17 protein-coding genes and 1 pseudogene are annotated in these 14,323 nt (G+C 41.7%); 11 read left to right on the top strand and 7 right to left on the bottom strand.

From position 1 onward, the window contains the following. Positions 1–266: 266 nt before the first annotated feature. Entirely contained in the window at positions 267–1,694 is a 1,428-nt protein-coding gene (locus KA717_16370) for a transposase (protein UXE63973.1), read from the top strand. 117 nt (positions 1,695–1,811) lie between these two features. After that, positions 1,812–2,315: a transposase gene (locus KA717_16375; GenBank protein UXE63974.1), complete on the top strand. Its 504-nt coding sequence runs from the start codon at positions 1,812–1,814 to the stop codon at positions 2,313–2,315. Here the strand turns inward: KA717_16375 and KA717_16380 are convergent. Beyond that, on the bottom strand, positions 2,291–2,608 hold the full coding sequence (locus KA717_16380; protein UXE63975.1) for a transposase: 318 nt from the start codon (positions 2,606–2,608) through the stop codon (positions 2,291–2,293). The genes KA717_16375 and KA717_16380 overlap by 25 nt on opposite strands. Beyond that, a complete protein-coding gene (locus KA717_16385) occupies positions 2,586–3,218 on the bottom strand; it encodes a transposase (protein UXE63976.1) in 633 nt (210 codons plus the stop codon). Before KA717_16385 ends, KA717_16380 begins: the two co-directional genes overlap by 23 nt. A 130-nt stretch (positions 3,219–3,348) precedes the next feature. On the opposite strand from KA717_16385, the gene KA717_16390 reads away from it, so the two are divergent. Both KA717_16390 and KA717_16395 read left to right on the top strand, forming a co-directional pair. Next, positions 3,349–3,834 carry a hypothetical protein gene (locus KA717_16390; GenBank protein UXE63977.1) on the top strand — a complete coding sequence of 162 codons (486 nt, stop codon included), beginning with the start codon at positions 3,349–3,351 and terminating at the stop codon, positions 3,832–3,834. Positions 3,835–4,043: 209 nt separating this feature from the next. Further along, positions 4,044–5,369, top strand: coding sequence for an IS4 family transposase (locus KA717_16395; GenBank protein ID UXE64687.1), 1,326 nt, complete (start codon positions 4,044–4,046; stop codon positions 5,367–5,369). Here the strand turns inward: KA717_16395 and KA717_16400 are convergent. Further along, positions 5,336–5,527: a hypothetical protein gene (locus KA717_16400; GenBank protein UXE63978.1), complete on the bottom strand. Its 192-nt coding sequence runs from the start codon at positions 5,525–5,527 to the stop codon at positions 5,336–5,338. The two genes, KA717_16395 and KA717_16400, sit on opposite strands and share 34 nt — an antisense overlap. A 168-nt stretch (positions 5,528–5,695) precedes the next feature. On the opposite strand from KA717_16400, the gene KA717_16405 reads away from it, so the two are divergent. Beyond that, positions 5,696–5,890, top strand: a complete 195-nt coding sequence (locus KA717_16405; GenBank protein UXE63979.1) for a transposase — start codon at positions 5,696–5,698, stop codon at positions 5,888–5,890. A 17-nt stretch (positions 5,891–5,907) separates the two neighbouring features. Next, positions 5,908–7,083, top strand: a complete 1,176-nt coding sequence (locus KA717_16410; protein ID UXE63980.1) for an IS4 family transposase — start codon at positions 5,908–5,910, stop codon at positions 7,081–7,083. Here the strand turns inward: KA717_16410 and KA717_16415 are convergent. The 4 genes from KA717_16415 to KA717_16430 all read right to left on the bottom strand — a co-directional run bounded on the left by KA717_16415 (position 7,080) and on the right by KA717_16430 (position 9,580). Beyond that, on the bottom strand, positions 7,080–7,244 hold the full coding sequence (locus KA717_16415) for a hypothetical protein (protein UXE63981.1): 165 nt from the start codon (positions 7,242–7,244) through the stop codon (positions 7,080–7,082). The genes KA717_16410 and KA717_16415 overlap by 4 nt on opposite strands. Before the next feature lie 70 nt (positions 7,245–7,314). Continuing rightward, a complete protein-coding gene (locus tag KA717_16420; protein UXE63982.1) occupies positions 7,315–7,941 on the bottom strand; it encodes an IS630 family transposase in 627 nt (208 codons plus the stop codon). Positions 7,942–7,949: 8 nt separating this feature from the next. Continuing rightward, the gene (locus tag KA717_16425) at positions 7,950–8,993 is read right to left on the bottom strand and encodes an IS630 family transposase (protein ID UXE63983.1); all 1,044 of its coding nucleotides are present in this window, start codon (positions 8,991–8,993) and stop codon (positions 7,950–7,952) included. 143 nt (positions 8,994–9,136) lie between these two features. Then, positions 9,137–9,580, bottom strand: a complete 444-nt coding sequence (locus tag KA717_16430) for a helix-turn-helix domain-containing protein (GenBank protein UXE63984.1) — start codon at positions 9,578–9,580, stop codon at positions 9,137–9,139. Positions 9,581–9,759: 179 nt separating this feature from the next. On the opposite strand from KA717_16430, the pseudogene KA717_16435 reads away from it, so the two are divergent. The 5 genes and pseudogenes from KA717_16435 (at position 9,760) to KA717_16455 (ending at position 14,079) form a co-directional block, all read left to right on the top strand. Next, positions 9,760–9,981, top strand: a pseudogene (locus KA717_16435) (transposase). Between the two features lie 61 nt (positions 9,982–10,042). After that, positions 10,043–11,197 (top strand): ISL3 family transposase, encoded by a 1,155-nt coding sequence (locus KA717_16440; protein ID UXE63985.1) that lies wholly within the window; start codon positions 10,043–10,045, stop codon positions 11,195–11,197. 37 nt (positions 11,198–11,234) lie between these two features. After that, the gene (locus tag KA717_16445) at positions 11,235–11,969 is read left to right on the top strand and encodes an IS1634 family transposase (GenBank protein ID UXE63986.1); all 735 of its coding nucleotides are present in this window, start codon (positions 11,235–11,237) and stop codon (positions 11,967–11,969) included. Positions 11,970–12,002: 33 nt separating this feature from the next. Next, positions 12,003–13,616, top strand: a complete 1,614-nt coding sequence (locus tag KA717_16450) for an IS1634 family transposase (GenBank protein ID UXE63987.1) — start codon at positions 12,003–12,005, stop codon at positions 13,614–13,616. A gap of 31 nt (positions 13,617–13,647) precedes the next feature. Continuing rightward, complete coding sequence (locus KA717_16455) at positions 13,648–14,079, top strand: IS1634 family transposase (GenBank protein UXE63988.1); 432 nt, start codon at positions 13,648–13,650, stop codon at positions 14,077–14,079. Positions 14,080–14,323 lie beyond the last annotated feature (244 nt).

A 14,323-nucleotide genomic window follows, 5' to 3' on the forward strand; every position in this document is an offset into this window, starting at 1 on the left:
AATTTTCCTCTCTTTTGTGAGGAGTGATTTGTGTTGACCTTTTTAGACAGAAAGGAACAATAGATTAAACAAAATCTGTATTTTGATTTGTTTCCATAAGGATAAGTTATCTATGCTTTTTCAGTCCATACTTCCCTAACTGGACAGTGGGAAGTTCTCGAGCAGGGTAAGTGAGAAAAGAAAATCGGACATGCGATACCCAAGAGTGCCGTTATGTCCGAAACTGGCTGATATAGAAAATCGATAGCCAGTGCTATCTATCAATTATGCAACTATGTCAGCGACTAGAGCAAATCCTAGAGAATCTCCGTCCCGCCTTTAGCCGAGAAGCAACGTACCAATGGTTTATCCTATTAGCCTGGGGAGTAGTGCTCAACAGCCAACCGAGCGCAATAACAAGCTATGTCAATGCCTTAGGGTTAACAGAGAGCTACTACCATCAGGCACTACATTGGTTTGAATCCAAGGCATTTAACGTCAAAGGACTGACCTTGGGATGGTCGAAGTGGGTAAGTCAGCATGAAAATCTATATCGAATCAAGGAAAAACGAGTGTATGTGGGGGATGGAATCAAAGTGGGGAAAGAAGGGCGCAAGATGCCAGGGGTAAAACGACTACACCAAGAATCCGGAAATGTGGCGAAGCCAGAATGGATAAGGGGGCATTACTTCAATGCCTTGAGTGTTTTGGTGGGAGCAGGAAAAGCCTGCTTTGCCTTGCCCTTAGTGTTGCGGCTAGACGATGGCATCAAGTCCAAAGCAACGGCAAAGGAAGGGAAAAAAGGCAGCAAAAAAGAGAAGACTACTCTAGTCACGAAAATGGGGGAGCTTTGCACTACCTACGCAGAGGCGGGAAGCTATGTGATTTTGGATGCTTACTTCGCTTGTGGAGCAGTGCTCAAAAGTTTTCGCCAAAATGCCTTGCATCTCATCACCCGAGTGCGTTGCTCTACAGTGGCATATGCTCCCTTTTCTTCCGTTCCGACCTTGAGGGGGAAAGGACGACCACGGCTTTGGGGGAGTTCAATAAAACTAGAAAGCCTGTTTGCTCTTGTGGAGGATTTTCCCACCGCTAAAGTCTGGCTCTATGGTCAACAAGTCTCCGTTTCTTATCAGTGCTTTGAGTTCCACTGGGATAGTCCCCATCAGCTCGTTAAGTTTGTCCTCACCCAATTGCCCAACGGACAAAGACTGATTCTGCTTTCTACTGACCTCTGTTTGACTGGACCTGAGATTATTGCCGCTTACGGTCTCCGATTTAAGATTGAAGTCACTTTTCGTCAATTAATCCATCTTTTGGGCGGCTTTGCCTATCGTTTTTGGCTTAAGGCTCTTCCTACTTTACCGACCTGGCCTAGCAATCTTATCCTCCCTGACTATCCCCAAACTGTTCAGACTCAGATTTTAAACAAAGTAGAAGCCTTTGAGCGTTTTGTTAATCTTCATGTCATTGTTCTCGGCTTACTTCAAATTCTTTCCTTAGAGTTACCCCAGGGGATTTGGGCTAATTTCCCTCGCTGGTTTCGGACTCTACCCTCCCATGGCTATCCTAGTGAACGCATTGCTCAACTAGCCATCCAACATCAAGCCCCAATGATTTTTCCTCAAAGTCCACCTAGTCTGCTTTTGCCTAAATTCCTTGCCGCTAAACTTGACCCTTTTCCAAGTCCTGATAGACTTACTTTGGCCGCATAGTCATTACCTTCTCTGCCATCCATAAACTTCCCACTGTCCAGTTCCCTAACCCACATTTCTTTCGTTTTTTGACTTTTTCAGCAAGCCCTACTTGTGTGTACACAGTAGCCTCGCCATGTGGGACGATTGCTGGCGGAAGCCGACTTGAAACCACACCAATCGCAATATTGGTTAAATCCTCCCCCCGACCCTGAGTTTGATGAGAAAGTTAGTGACATTTGTCAGACCTACCTGAGTGCAATGGAGCGAGCAGAACAGGGAGAACAGACAATTTCCATTGATGAGATGACCGGCATTCAAGCCTTGGAACGAAAGGCTCCTGCCCAACCAATGCGACCTGGCAAACCAGAAAGGCGAGAATTTGAGTATATTCGTCACGGCACCCAGACGTTAATTGCCAGTTTTAATGTGGTTTCAGGTCAGATTGCCCAAGCCAGTGTGGGAGACACGCGCACTGAGATAGACTATCTCAATCATGTTCAACAGTTGGTTGCCAGTGACCCAAAGACTGTCAAGTGGCACCTGCTGATGGATTGCTTGAACACCCATCAATCAGAATCACTAGTAGGCTTGGGCGGGAATAGAGCGACCGTTTATCATTGCTTTAATGCCTTGCCTTGATAAGTCCATTTGAAGGGTTTAGCCATAGTGCGATTAAAGTAATCAATGAAGTCAAGGATGCGAGTTTTGAGCTGTTCTCTGCTCATGAAATTGCCTCGTCTGAGTAACTTACTCATCAGCATACTGAACCACATCTCAATTTGATTGAGCCAAGAGCAATGCTTGGGGGTGAAGTGGAAGACAATTTTATGACTGGGCTCTCGCAAAAATTCAGAACGGCTTTGCATTGATTGGAGAATGCCTGATTTTCCTTTGATGCCCAAGTCGGTCTCAAGTCCTTCGACTTGCGCCACCCAAGCCTACTAGTGATTCTGATTGATGGGTGTTCAAGCAATCCATCAGCAGGTGCCATTTGACAGTCTTTGGGTCACTGGCAACCAACTGTTGAACATGATTGAGATAGTCTATCTCAGTGCGCGTGTCTCCCACACTGGCTTGGGCAATCTGACCTGAAACCACATTAAAACTGGCAATTAACGTCTGGGTGCCGTGACGAATATACTCAAATTCTCGCCTTTCTGGTTTGCCAGGTCGCATTGGTTGGGCAGGAGCCTTTCGTTCCAAGGCTTGAATGCCGGTCATCTCATCAATGGAAATTGTCTGTTCTCCCTGTTCTGCTCGCTCCATTGCACTCAGGTAGGTCTGACAAATGTCACTAACTTTCTCATCAAACTCAGGGTCGGGGGGAGGATTTAACCAATATTGCGATTGGTGTGGTTTCAAGTCGGCTTCCGCCAGCAATCGTCCCACATGGCGAGGGGAGATGCTCTCAACAATGCCTTGTTTGAGCATTTCATCCGCCAGTTCCCGCGCTGTCCAATGACTGAGCGGTCGGTCATAATCCGCCGGTGGCTCACAAGCTATCGCAAATAACTGAAGAATCTGCTCTAAGCTAAAGGTCATGGGACCTCCCGGTCGAGGTGCATCCGTTAACATTGGTGTCAACTTAAGCCAAAATGCCTACTCACAAAAGATTAGCCTAAAAGCAGGCGGAAGTAAGAGTAGGCTGAAAAAAAGGTTAGTATATAAAAAAGTGAGCAAAAAACAAATGGCAAGACAACATCCTCGGAGAAAAGGAAACCCAGACTTACGTCGTAAGACAAATCAGCCAGGGGTAGAAATCCCTGAAATAACAAAAGAGTTGTTTGAATTACTAGAACCCACAATGTTTACACCATTAAAATATTTACAGGGAACTCATGAGAAAATGATGAGAGATAGGGTGCTAAATTTACCAGTAATGGTGGCATTAGTGTTAAGTATAGTGTATCGTCAAATAGCGGGTATAAGTGAAGCGGTAAGACTGTTAGAGGAAGAGGGATTGCTATGGGTAGCATCATTAAAAGTAAGCAAACAGGCAGTATCAAAAAGAATGATGAATGTGCCAGCCGAAATATTTGCAATATTACTAAAAGGAGTGTTAGAAAAAGCAGCCGAAAAAGGGAAGAAGCTCCAAGTAGGAGAAAAATGGGAAAAAATAAGAGAAAAGTTTAGTGCAGTGTGGATAGCAGATGGCTAAACGCTAGAGCAGATAAGGAAAAATATGAAAATAAGTAAAGAAGAAAAGAGTAAATTGGGGGGTAAAATAATGATGGTAGTGGAAGCCTTTACCCCATTGGTGTCAACTTAAGCCAAAATGCCTACTCACAAAAGATTAGCCTAAAAGCAGGCGGAAGTAAGAGTAGGCTGAAAAAAAGGTTAGTATATAAAAAAGTGAGCAAAAAACAAATGGCAAGACAACATCCTCGGAGAAAAGGAAACCCAGACTTACGTCGTAAGACAAATCAGCCAGGGGTAGAAATCCCTGAAATAACAAAAGAGTTGTTTGAATTACTAGAACCCACAATGTTTACACCATTAAAATATTTACAGGGAACTCATGAGAAAATGATGAGAGATAGGGTATTAAATTTACCAGTAATGGTGGCATTAGTGTTAAGTATAGTGTATCGTCAAATAGCGGGTATAAGTGAAGCGGTAAGACTGTTAGAGGAAGAGGGATTGCTATGGGTAGCATCATTAAAAGTAAGCAAACAGGCAGTATCAAAAAGAATGATGAATGTGCCAGCCGAAATATTTGCAATATTACTAAAAGGAGTGTTAGAAAAAGCAGCCGAAAAAGGGAAGAAGCTCCAAGTAGGAGAAAAATGGGAAAAAATAAGAGAAAAGTTTAGTGCAGTGTGGATAGCAGATGGCTCAACGCTAGAGCAGATAAGGAAAAATATGAAAATAAGTAAAGAAGAAAAGAGTAAATTGGGGGGTAAAATAATGATGGTAGTGGAAGCCTTTACCCAAAGACCCGTTACTTTATGGTACACAGAAAATGATAAATCAAATGATAAAATATGGTGTGAAGAATTGGCAGCTAAATTACCAGAAAATGGTTTAATTCTCGTAGATATGGGATTTTTTAGCTTTGTGTGGTTTGATTTGTTAACAGAAGCTAAAAAGTTTTTTCTAACCAGATTTAGAGCGGGTACATCTTACAAAACCAAACAAGTATTGTCTCAAGGTAGTCATTACAGAGATGAGATTATCATTATGGGAAATTACCGTTCTAATCCTTGCAAGCATCCGGTGAGATTAGTCTCAGTATTATGGGGAACAATCTGGTATCAGTATTTAACAAATGTGTTGTCTCCCGAACAACTGTCCGCCGAAGAGGTCTGTGATTTATATCGAAGACGATGGACAATCGAAGAAGCCTTTTTATTAACGAAAAGACTTTTAGGACTAGCCTATTTATGGGTAGGTAATAAGAATGGTGTCCAAATCCAGATTATTTGCACTTTGATTTTCTATACGGTCTTAAATCAATTGGTAGGGGAAGTGGCGATTGCTCTAAATCAACCGAAAGAAAAAATCTCAGTAGAGATGGTGTTTCGGAGTCTATACTATGTAGCGAAGGCTATTGCTAGAGGAGAAAAGCCTGATACAGTAACCTATCTGGCTGAACGTGCTAAGTTATTTGGTTTGGTCAAAGCTGAGAGAAAGCGACATCGAGAAAAGGCCGCTCTCAATCAACAAATTTGGGAACCCATTCCTTTAAGTTGACACGGATGATCCGTTAATCGCTCCACCACCGACAGGGGCTTGCCACTCAGCTCTAGCCAACGATTGCGCCATAGTCGGGCCATATCTCGACTGATGTTAAGGGCGCGACCAATCTCTTGATGATTCTGACTTTTCCCGTTAAGTCCAAAATCCAGCAATGCAAACTTCTAGAGGCTTTATCTGGCAAGGGTTTGAGTAATGATTCTCTTGACAGGAAAAAAATATTCTGAAGCCATCATCCCGCTTATCGTTCAAATTTCAAAAACAAAGGATGAAGGGAGTATGAGACTGTAAAATGGAGAAAATCTTAAAGGGCAGGTCAAAAAATGTTGGAATGGTGGACAAAAAACTTTGCCAGTTGTGAATTGGGAGACGAGAGGCTAAACAATCGTGCCTTCTCGATTGGGAAAAAGTTAAGTGAGGGGTTTGGAAAAGCCTTATCAGAAGTGTTTAAGGGAGGAAACGAGTTAAAGAGGGCCTATGAATTTTTGGGAATCCGAAAACAGACTTTGTCAAGATAATAGAGCCGCACTGTGAAATGACAACTGCCGCCGTAGAAGAATATAAGATAATGCTATCAGTCGGAGATACGACCTTCTTAGATTATCGCAATATCAAGGAAAAAAGGGAAGGGTATGGGCCGACTGGAAAAGGAGGGAATGGATTAATACTGCATAGTGCTTTAGCAATTGAGCCAGAAAAAGGACAAGTATTAGGTTTATTATGGCAAAAACTGTGGAATAGGGAGGTAAAAGAAAAGCCCCCAACAGATGAAACGGCGAAGCAGAAAAAAGAAAGACAGAAAGAACAAAGAAAAGCAGCTCGTCAAAGACCATTTGAGGAAAAAGAATCCTACAAATGGGTAGAGGCTCTAAACACCTGTGAGAAACAGGTAGAAAGTTCAACGAGGGTAATTCATGTATTTGACAGAGAAGGAGATGTTTCAGAAGTCTTTGACTCAGTGCGTCAACTCAAGCATACAGGAGTGCTGGTCAGAGCGTCTCATAATCGTAGTTTAGACAAAAATAGTGAACGACTTTGGCAACATTTGGAATCAGAACCGATTCGTTTTCATCAAGAAATCGAGATTCCGAGTACAGGAAAAAGAAAAGCACGGAAGGTTAAGCTTGCCGTCCGATTTTGCTCAGTTAATCTACGAACTCCCTATCGTTTTGATAATCGTGACCCGTTGAATGTCTATGCTGTTTATGCGACAGAAATCGATTGTCCCGAAGGCGAAACTCCTTTATCTTGGATGCTTCTGACTACAGAAGTTGTTGAGACTATTGAGATGGCTGTCACTATTCTTCGTTGGTACACCTACCGATGGCGGGTTGAAGAATTTCATAAAGTCCTTAAGTCTGGTTGTCAGAGTGAGCGTTATCGACTTGCCTCTGATGGAATGAAAACTCTTTTGGGTTTTTTAAGTGTCATTGCTGTTGAACTTTTACACGTTACTTATCTTCATCGTACCCAGCCCGATGCTCTCGCGATTGAAATTCTTAATCCTCTTCAACTTCAGGTGTTAAAAGCAGCCGCCTCTCAAAAACTTCCCCCTATTTTGACTGTTGCTTGGGCTGTCGAGTCTGTTGCTTTTCTTGGTGGTTATCTTGAACATCGTCGTAAAACTCCTCTCGGTATCCAAGTCCTTTGGCGCGGTTGGTTGAAGTTGCATGACCTTTGCCAAGGCTGGCAGCTTGCAATCCGCACTTAACGGGAAAAGTCAGCTTGATGATTCTGTCCAGCATCGGCTTGTAGAATAATCTTGGCTCTGAGGACAATTTGCTGGGAAGTACTGTGCCGATTGACCAAATGTTGCAGTTGCTCTCGCTCCAGTTCGCTTAGGTGCAGTGGCGTTGGTGCTAATCTAGGCATTGTCCTATCCTCTGTTTTAAGTTCTCCCTAAATGGTAGCTCTATTCACACCCAAGCCTACTAGTGGTCTGTCAATTTTCTATTTGTGGATAAAGACGCTTGAGACGGATACGAGCCTCAGCCATCGTGAATTGCCAATCTACCGACTTTTGGGAATGATTGCGCTGAGTGTACCAAGCCGTTGTTTCTTGCTCTAAAGTTTCCCGATCTGGAATTCGACGAGCTAGGCATTGCCGAGTCATTGCGGACAGCTCGTTTTCAGCAATATTAAGCCAACTGCCATGTTTTGGGGTATGGTGAATTTCCAACCGTTCGACTAGACGACGAGCCGTGGAAGGCTCAAATGCTTCATATAGTGAGGCAAGTTTGTGAGTATTTAGCTGATCACATACTAAAATGACTTTGTCGTTATCAGCATAGTCGTTATCGAGTAAATTCTTAATTTCTGTTGCCCAGTCAACCGATGTTCTACGTTCACTGACAACTGTCTTTCGCCACCCAGACAAGGGTTCTGTAAACATAAAGATATTGGCTGTTCCATTGCGTTCATATTCGTAATCATGCGCCTCTGGCTGTCCAGGTTTGGCTGGTAGAGGAAGGCGGGTTTCTTTGACCAATTGTATAGGTTGCTCATCCATGCAAATCACTGGACAATTGGGGTCATAGGGTCGGTGATAAATTTCTAGAACATCTTCCATGTTATACTTCAAACGTTCATAATCTGAGATTTATCAAAGCGTTGAAATCGTAAGGTGAGCAGAGAATCAAGCTCCTCCTTATATTTTACGTTAGCATCCTCAAGACATCCTGAAATTGCTGCAGAAAACTGCGTAAAATCTTCATAATATTTTGCGTATAAACACTTCTTCTTCACAAACTTCCACAGTCTTTCAATTAAATTCAAGTTAGGAGAATAAGGAGGTAAGTACAGTAACTCTATTCCTAATGATTCTGCCAACTCCTGCACAATTCGGCATTTTTGATAACGAGCATTGTCTAATACCAACGTAATCGGTATTAATAGTCCTAATTCTGCTATCTTTTCTAGGAGTTCACAAACCTGAGTTCCCGTAATATAAGAACTGTTCGTTACCATAATTACTTCATGGGTAATTGCATTTAATGCTCCTAACACATTAAAACGTTTTCTCCCTGATGGTGACTTAATAAAAATCCTCTTGAAGCACCATATAAAATTTACAAATGCTCCCATTACAAAATGAGAGGCATCTACAAAGAAAACTGCCCTTTTTCCTGCTTTTGCCTCTTCTAGCCTTGGTTCTAGCTCTTTTTCTCTATAGCTATCCTGAGCTTCTACATCTGCTTTTGATGGAATTGTTCCCACCTTTAGACACCTCATTCCTATTGACTTTAAAAATTTTCTGACTTGCGTCGGACTTCTTTTTATTCCTGTTAATTCTTCTATTCTTTTTACTGCTTCATTTATTGTTGCTGGTGGATTTGACTCAAAATATGCCTCAATTGTCCCTTGATGCTCTGTTAACTCGCTTTTCGGGCGATTAAATTTTATTTCTTTTAGTTTTTCTATCCCGCCCTCTTGATAATCACGGATATAGCTTGTCACCGTATTTACTGAAACTCCTGCGAATTGAGCAATTTTTTGATGAGACAATCCCTGACTTTTTAGCCATAAAACTTCCATCTTTAGCTGCACTCTAGGATGCGGGTGATTAAACCGACCGTAAGACAACAGTCTTTTGTCTTCTTCTTTAAATTCTAACTTAATCATTTCTCAGCCTCTTGACTAATTTTTCTATTTTTATTATATTATCTCTTATTTTTAGAATTCGCAACCTGTGACCGTGTTTAGTATAGACACAAATTCGGCACTCTTTTCTGGTGGAATCACGTACATCTGTCGCAGATGAGGTTTTAGTTCGTTTTTTTTAACACTTGACGCACGGTTTCGTGACTAATTGCTGGCACAATTTCTAACTCGACCGCCTTGTCGGCTAGTAACCTCAATGTCCAACGGGCTTGACCAGCAGGCGGTTCTCCACAACGTAAGGCGATTAGTTTTGCTTCTACCTCTCCATCAATAATCGGTTGACGAGGCGGCGTTTTGCGGGGCTTGCGGCTTAATGCTGACTCCACACCTTCATTGACCAATCGCTCCCTGAGATTGGCGACTGTGTTACGGTGACAACTAAAGGCGGCGGCAGCTTCCTCATCCGTCCATCCTTGTCCATTCACATCAATGTTTAACAGAATATTGGCGTGCTTAATTTTGTAAGCCGCTCCTTTGCCGATGGATACCAAATCTTTTAGGGTCTGACGTTCTTCTTGACTTAATCGGACAATATAGGTCTTGAGCATGGTTACTTATTACGATATCTGTTGAGGTAATGAATAGCCTCTCCATTTTCCCTCAAATTCACAATCTTTAGCTTGACAGACCACTAGTAGTCAGCAAGGGTTTTAGCCCCCCCTTTAATTAAAGAAAGCATCAATTAAACGAGTTTACGCCATTCCATGCTCCAACTCACATCAGGCGTTGTAAAGAAAGGGGTATAAGAATGAGTGGTCCCCCATTGGGAAGACCGCCGAAAGAGGTGAGCAAAGAAAAAAAGCAAGAGGCACGCTCAGATGAAAGAGTGCGTAATGCCATTGAGGGTAAATTCGGACAGGGAAAGCGAAGATTTAGTCTTGGTCGAGTGATGGCTAAACTTCCTGAGACCTCGGAAACTGTGATTGCAATGAACTTTTTGGTAATGAATCGGCTCTTCCCCCAACTGTGTGGAAAGTGTATAATAGTAATACCACAGTAGGAGGTGGAGTATGTGGATAAACTTGGATGAGCTACTAGGTTTGCCAAAGGTAACAGTCGTAAACTATCGAGAAATAGATGGTGCTTTGTTCTTAAAATTAAAAATGAAAAACGAAGTAATGGAATGTCCAAATTGTCATAAAGAATTGGAAGATATAAATCAAATAGAATATAATTTGGTTCGGGATTTATCCCTATTGGGAAAGAAAGTATATCTGGAAGTGCCCCGCCGCCAGTTCCATTGTGAAAAATGTCAGAAATACATAACAGAAAGACTGGACTTTATGCGGCTAAGAAAACATTATACAATTCGTTATGAAGAAAAGATTTATGAGCAAGTAAAAAAGAAAAATGTAGAAGAGGTAAGGCAAGAAGAAGAAATAAGTTGGGGAACATTGGAATCAATATTTGAAGAGTATGCAAAGCAGGCAGAAAAGAAGGAATGGGAATTACCAGAAAAGATAAGTTTAGACGAATTTAGTAATAGAAAAGGAAAAAAAGACTTTATTACAACAGTGATAGATATAAATAAAAAGGAATTGTTAGAAGTAATAAAAGGACACAAAAAAGAAGAGATAATAGAAGCCCTAAAAGTGCAGCCAGCAAGGGTTAGAGAGAATGTAAAGGAAGTAAGTGTGGATATGTGGGAGGGATTTACGTCAGCAATAAAGGAGTTATTTGTAAATGCTAAAATCGTCTATGATAGATTTCATGTAATGAAAAATATAAATGAAGAATTGAATAAATTGAGAAAGAAAATGAATATCCATAAAAAGGGTTTAACATACCTATTATGGAAAAATAAAGAAGAGTTAAAAGAAGAAAAAAGAGAAGAGTTAGAAGAGATATTGAAAATGTATCCTTGTTTAGGAATAGCGTATGAAATGAAGGAAGAGATTAGAGATATTTATGAGCATTCAAGAACGACAAATGGTGCAAGGAGAAAATTTGAAAAATGGATGAGAACAGCGAGCCTATTCTATAAAAAAAGTGTGGGTATGCTGAAAACTCATTTGACAGGCATATGCAATTATTTTGAAAACCATACAACTAATGGATTAACGGAAGGGATGAATACAAAAATTAAATTAATAAAAAGGAAAAGTTATGGATTTGCTAATTTTGAGCATCTACGGCTTAAATTGTTAGCTTGCTTTAACTCTTAACATAACATTACACACAGACAAGGGGAGAGCCCTATTTTTGTTCAGTCTATTGGGGCCACCTCACTTTATGCAATTAGGAGATGGCAATGAATCGGATAAAAAGGTGTTTCCCCAGATAATCAAAGACTGTCAAGAAACGTTGAATATGGAAGGTTTATCGGTGATGGATGGAGCTTTTTATACGGCGGAAAATGTGGGCATGGCGAGGTCAATTCAATGGTTAAGTCGTGTCCCTCTGAAAGAAGCCACTGAGACTTTGGCAAATATATCAGAAGACCAATGGCAGCAGGGTGAACAGGACGGTTATCGTTGGCAAGTGAGGGCTTCGGAATATGGGGGTGAACAGCAACGATGGCTTGTGGTCGAAAGTGCTCAACGTCTCCAGTCCGATAATAAAGCTATAAGTCAAAAAATTGAGAAAGCCGATAAAGTTGTCAAAAAAGAATGGCAGAAACTTTGTGGACAGAATTTTGCTTGTGAGGCCGATGCTCTTACTGAGGCTCAACTCTGGCCAAAAACCTTGACTTATCATCAACTCAGTCAAGTTGAGGTTCAGACTATTCCTTACTATGACAAGGGAGGAAGACCGAAACAAGGGGCTACTCCTCTCGGTTTTCATTACCGCTTAACTGGCCAATTAAGCCTTGATTCCTCTTGCTTAGAAGCCACATCTAAACGGGCTGGACGCTTTATTTTGGCTACTAATGTTCTCCCCGTATTCCGTACTAGTCTTGAAAAAATAAAAATAGATTCAAAAATGGCTACAGAATAGTTAAAATAAAAAAGCTAATAAACCCAAGAGAAAATGACCCAATTAAACGTTAAAAATCTCGACCATTTAGGAATAATCGCGGCGATAGTTGATGAACTAGGTCTAGTGGATTATATCAATGAACAACTAGGAGAAAATGACCGTGCTAAAATCAGTGCGGGTCTGGTAGTGAAAGCGATGATTCTCAATGGCTTAGGCTTTATCAACTCTCCTTTATATTTGTTCAGTCGTTTTTTTGAAGATAAACCAGTAGAACATCTTTTAGGAAAAGGAATAAAAGCCAGCGACCTGAATGATGACCGTTTAGGGAGAGTCTTAGATTTAATCTTTATGGCCGGCATCAGCCGTTTGTTTCTCGGAATTTGTCTAAAAGCCGTAGAAATCTTCAAAATAGTGATGAAAAGTTCCCATTTAGACTCCAGTTCATTATCGGTACAAGGGGAATATAAATTATCGGTGGAGAGAGAAGACAAAGAAAGCCAAATAATCCATATCACTCATGGCTATTCAAAGGATAAGCGACCAGACTTGAAACAATTTGTCTTGAATCTAGTCTGTTGGGGGGATGGCGACATTCCCGCTTTTCTCGAATTAGGAGATGGCAATCAAAGTGATAAAAAAGAGTTTGCTAAACTCTTGAAAAAGTTCAATGAGCAGTGGCAATTCGATGGTTTGTATATAGCAGATTCAGCCTTATACAGTGCCGATAACTTGCAAAAGTTAACCGGCATATACTGGTTATGTTCTGTGCCGAAAACGATTAGAGAAGTGCAGGATGCGGTCAGTCAATTAGCCTCGGAGCAATTCATCACAACTGATTTAGAGGGCTATCGTCTTACCTCCTTAGAAAGTGAATATGGGGGAGTCAAACAACGTTGGATAGTGGTAGATAGCGAGCAAAAAAAAGCTTTAGACCTCAAACAACTGACGAAGAAGACAGAGAAAGCAACGGCTCAAGCTCAAAGACAATTAGAACAATTACAGCGTCAGGAATTTGCTTGTCGGGAGGATGCTTTAACCGCCCTGAGCCGATGGGAGAAGAGTTTAGAATGGCATCTTCTTCAAGACCTAACTGTCGTCGAAAAATGTCATTACGGTCATCGAGGTAAACCCCGTCCCCATGAACAGCCCATTCGTCGTAGCTATCATGCCCAAGCCACTTTCAGCCTCAATAGTGCGAAAGTTCAAGCTTCAGAGCGGGCAGCAGGACGTTTTGTCTTGGCGACGAATCAGCTAGATGGAGACTCTTTGAGCGATGAGCAACTGCTTGTCCACTACAAGCAACAGCAAGGGGTAGAGCGAGGTTTTCGCTTCCTTAAAGACCCTCTGTTTTTGGCGTCCAGTGTTTTTCTCAAAACCCCTGAGCGGATTATGGCATTGAGTTTCATCATGGTGTTGTGTTTACTGGTGTACAGCTTGGGACAACGTAAACTGAGACTGGCTCTGGCAGAGCAGGAGGAGACTGTGCCTAATCAGTTGGGAAAGCCGACTCAGCGTCCGACACTGCGTTGGATTTTTCAGATGTTGAGAGGAGTTCATTGGGTTGTACTGGATAATTGTCCCCAAATAATCAATCTAACGCTTGAGCGAGAGAGGATTTTGCGCTTTTTTGGGGCTACTACTTGTCAGTATTATCTTTTGTCATAATGACTTTTCTTATTTTCTTTGTTCTTTTTTTATGTACGGAATGTGGGTTCTCGATTCTCAGATTTTAAGTCCCGACCAGATGTTAGCTGAATATAAGGCTCAACAACACACCGAGCGCGGCTTTCGTTTTCTTAAAGACCCTTTCTTTTTTGCCTCTGCTCTTTTTCTCAAGAATCCTCAACGCATTATGGCTTTGATGATGATTATGGTTGTCTCTTTGTTGGTTTGCACTTTGGCACAACGTCGCCTACGACAGGCTTTGGCCCTTTCCCATCAGACTATTCCTAATCAAAAGGGTAAACCTACTGCCATTCCCACTCTGCGTTGGGTCTTTCAGTCTTTTCTGTTTATCCGTTGCTTAGAGGTTGACGGTATTAAAACTATCGTTAATTTGACCTCCAATCACAAATATATTCTTTCCTTTCTTGGCTCTTCCTGCCAAAAATACTACTTTATCTCTTGAACTACCTGCGGAATGTGGGTTGGAGACTTGCCACGTTTTATTCGCTGGACGTAAAGCTATGTCCAACTTGGCTTTGCTGACATCTATTCCAACCCATTGGCTTGCTGTTTGAGTTACCATGTTCGTACCCCTGTTTTTGAGTTTGTCTCTTCATCACTCGACCTTGTTCCATTCGGGTTCGAGACCCTCTCGATTTTTCGAGTTGCTGAAGGGTTAATGAGTGTCGACCTAGACTAAATCTCGG

The sequence above is a fragment of the Woronichinia naegeliana WA131 genome (genome assembly GCA_025370055.1).
In the GTDB taxonomy this organism is placed as follows: domain Bacteria; phylum Cyanobacteriota; class Cyanobacteriia; order Cyanobacteriales; family Microcystaceae; genus Woronichinia; species Woronichinia naegeliana.

Bases quoted from the DNA above. Each gene is read 5' to 3' on its own strand.
- KA717_16430 (UXE63984.1), bottom strand. From the start codon at position 9,580: ATGCTCAAGACCTATATTGTCCGATTAAGTCAAGAAGAACGTCAGACC.
- KA717_16415 (UXE63981.1), bottom strand. From the start codon at position 7,244: ATGCCTAGATTAGCACCAACGCCACTGCACCTAAGCGAACTGGAGCGA.
- KA717_16440 (UXE63985.1), top strand. From the start codon at position 10,043: ATGTGGATAAACTTGGATGAGCTACTAGGTTTGCCAAAGGTAACAGTC.
- KA717_16410 (UXE63980.1), top strand. From the start codon at position 5,908: ATGACAACTGCCGCCGTAGAAGAATATAAGATAATGCTATCAGTCGGA.
- KA717_16405 (UXE63979.1), top strand. From the start codon at position 5,696: ATGTTGGAATGGTGGACAAAAAACTTTGCCAGTTGTGAATTGGGAGAC.
- KA717_16370 (UXE63973.1), top strand. From the start codon at position 267: ATGCAACTATGTCAGCGACTAGAGCAAATCCTAGAGAATCTCCGTCCC.
- KA717_16450 (UXE63987.1), top strand. From the start codon at position 12,003: ATGACCCAATTAAACGTTAAAAATCTCGACCATTTAGGAATAATCGCG.
- KA717_16385 (UXE63976.1), bottom strand. From the start codon at position 3,218: ATGACCTTTAGCTTAGAGCAGATTCTTCAGTTATTTGCGATAGCTTGT.
- KA717_16395 (UXE64687.1), top strand. From the start codon at position 4,044: ATGGCAAGACAACATCCTCGGAGAAAAGGAAACCCAGACTTACGTCGT.
- KA717_16420 (UXE63982.1), bottom strand. From the start codon at position 7,941: ATGGAAGATGTTCTAGAAATTTATCACCGACCCTATGACCCCAATTGT.
- KA717_16425 (UXE63983.1), bottom strand. From the start codon at position 8,993: ATGATTAAGTTAGAATTTAAAGAAGAAGACAAAAGACTGTTGTCTTAC.
- KA717_16455 (UXE63988.1), top strand. From the start codon at position 13,648: ATGTACGGAATGTGGGTTCTCGATTCTCAGATTTTAAGTCCCGACCAG.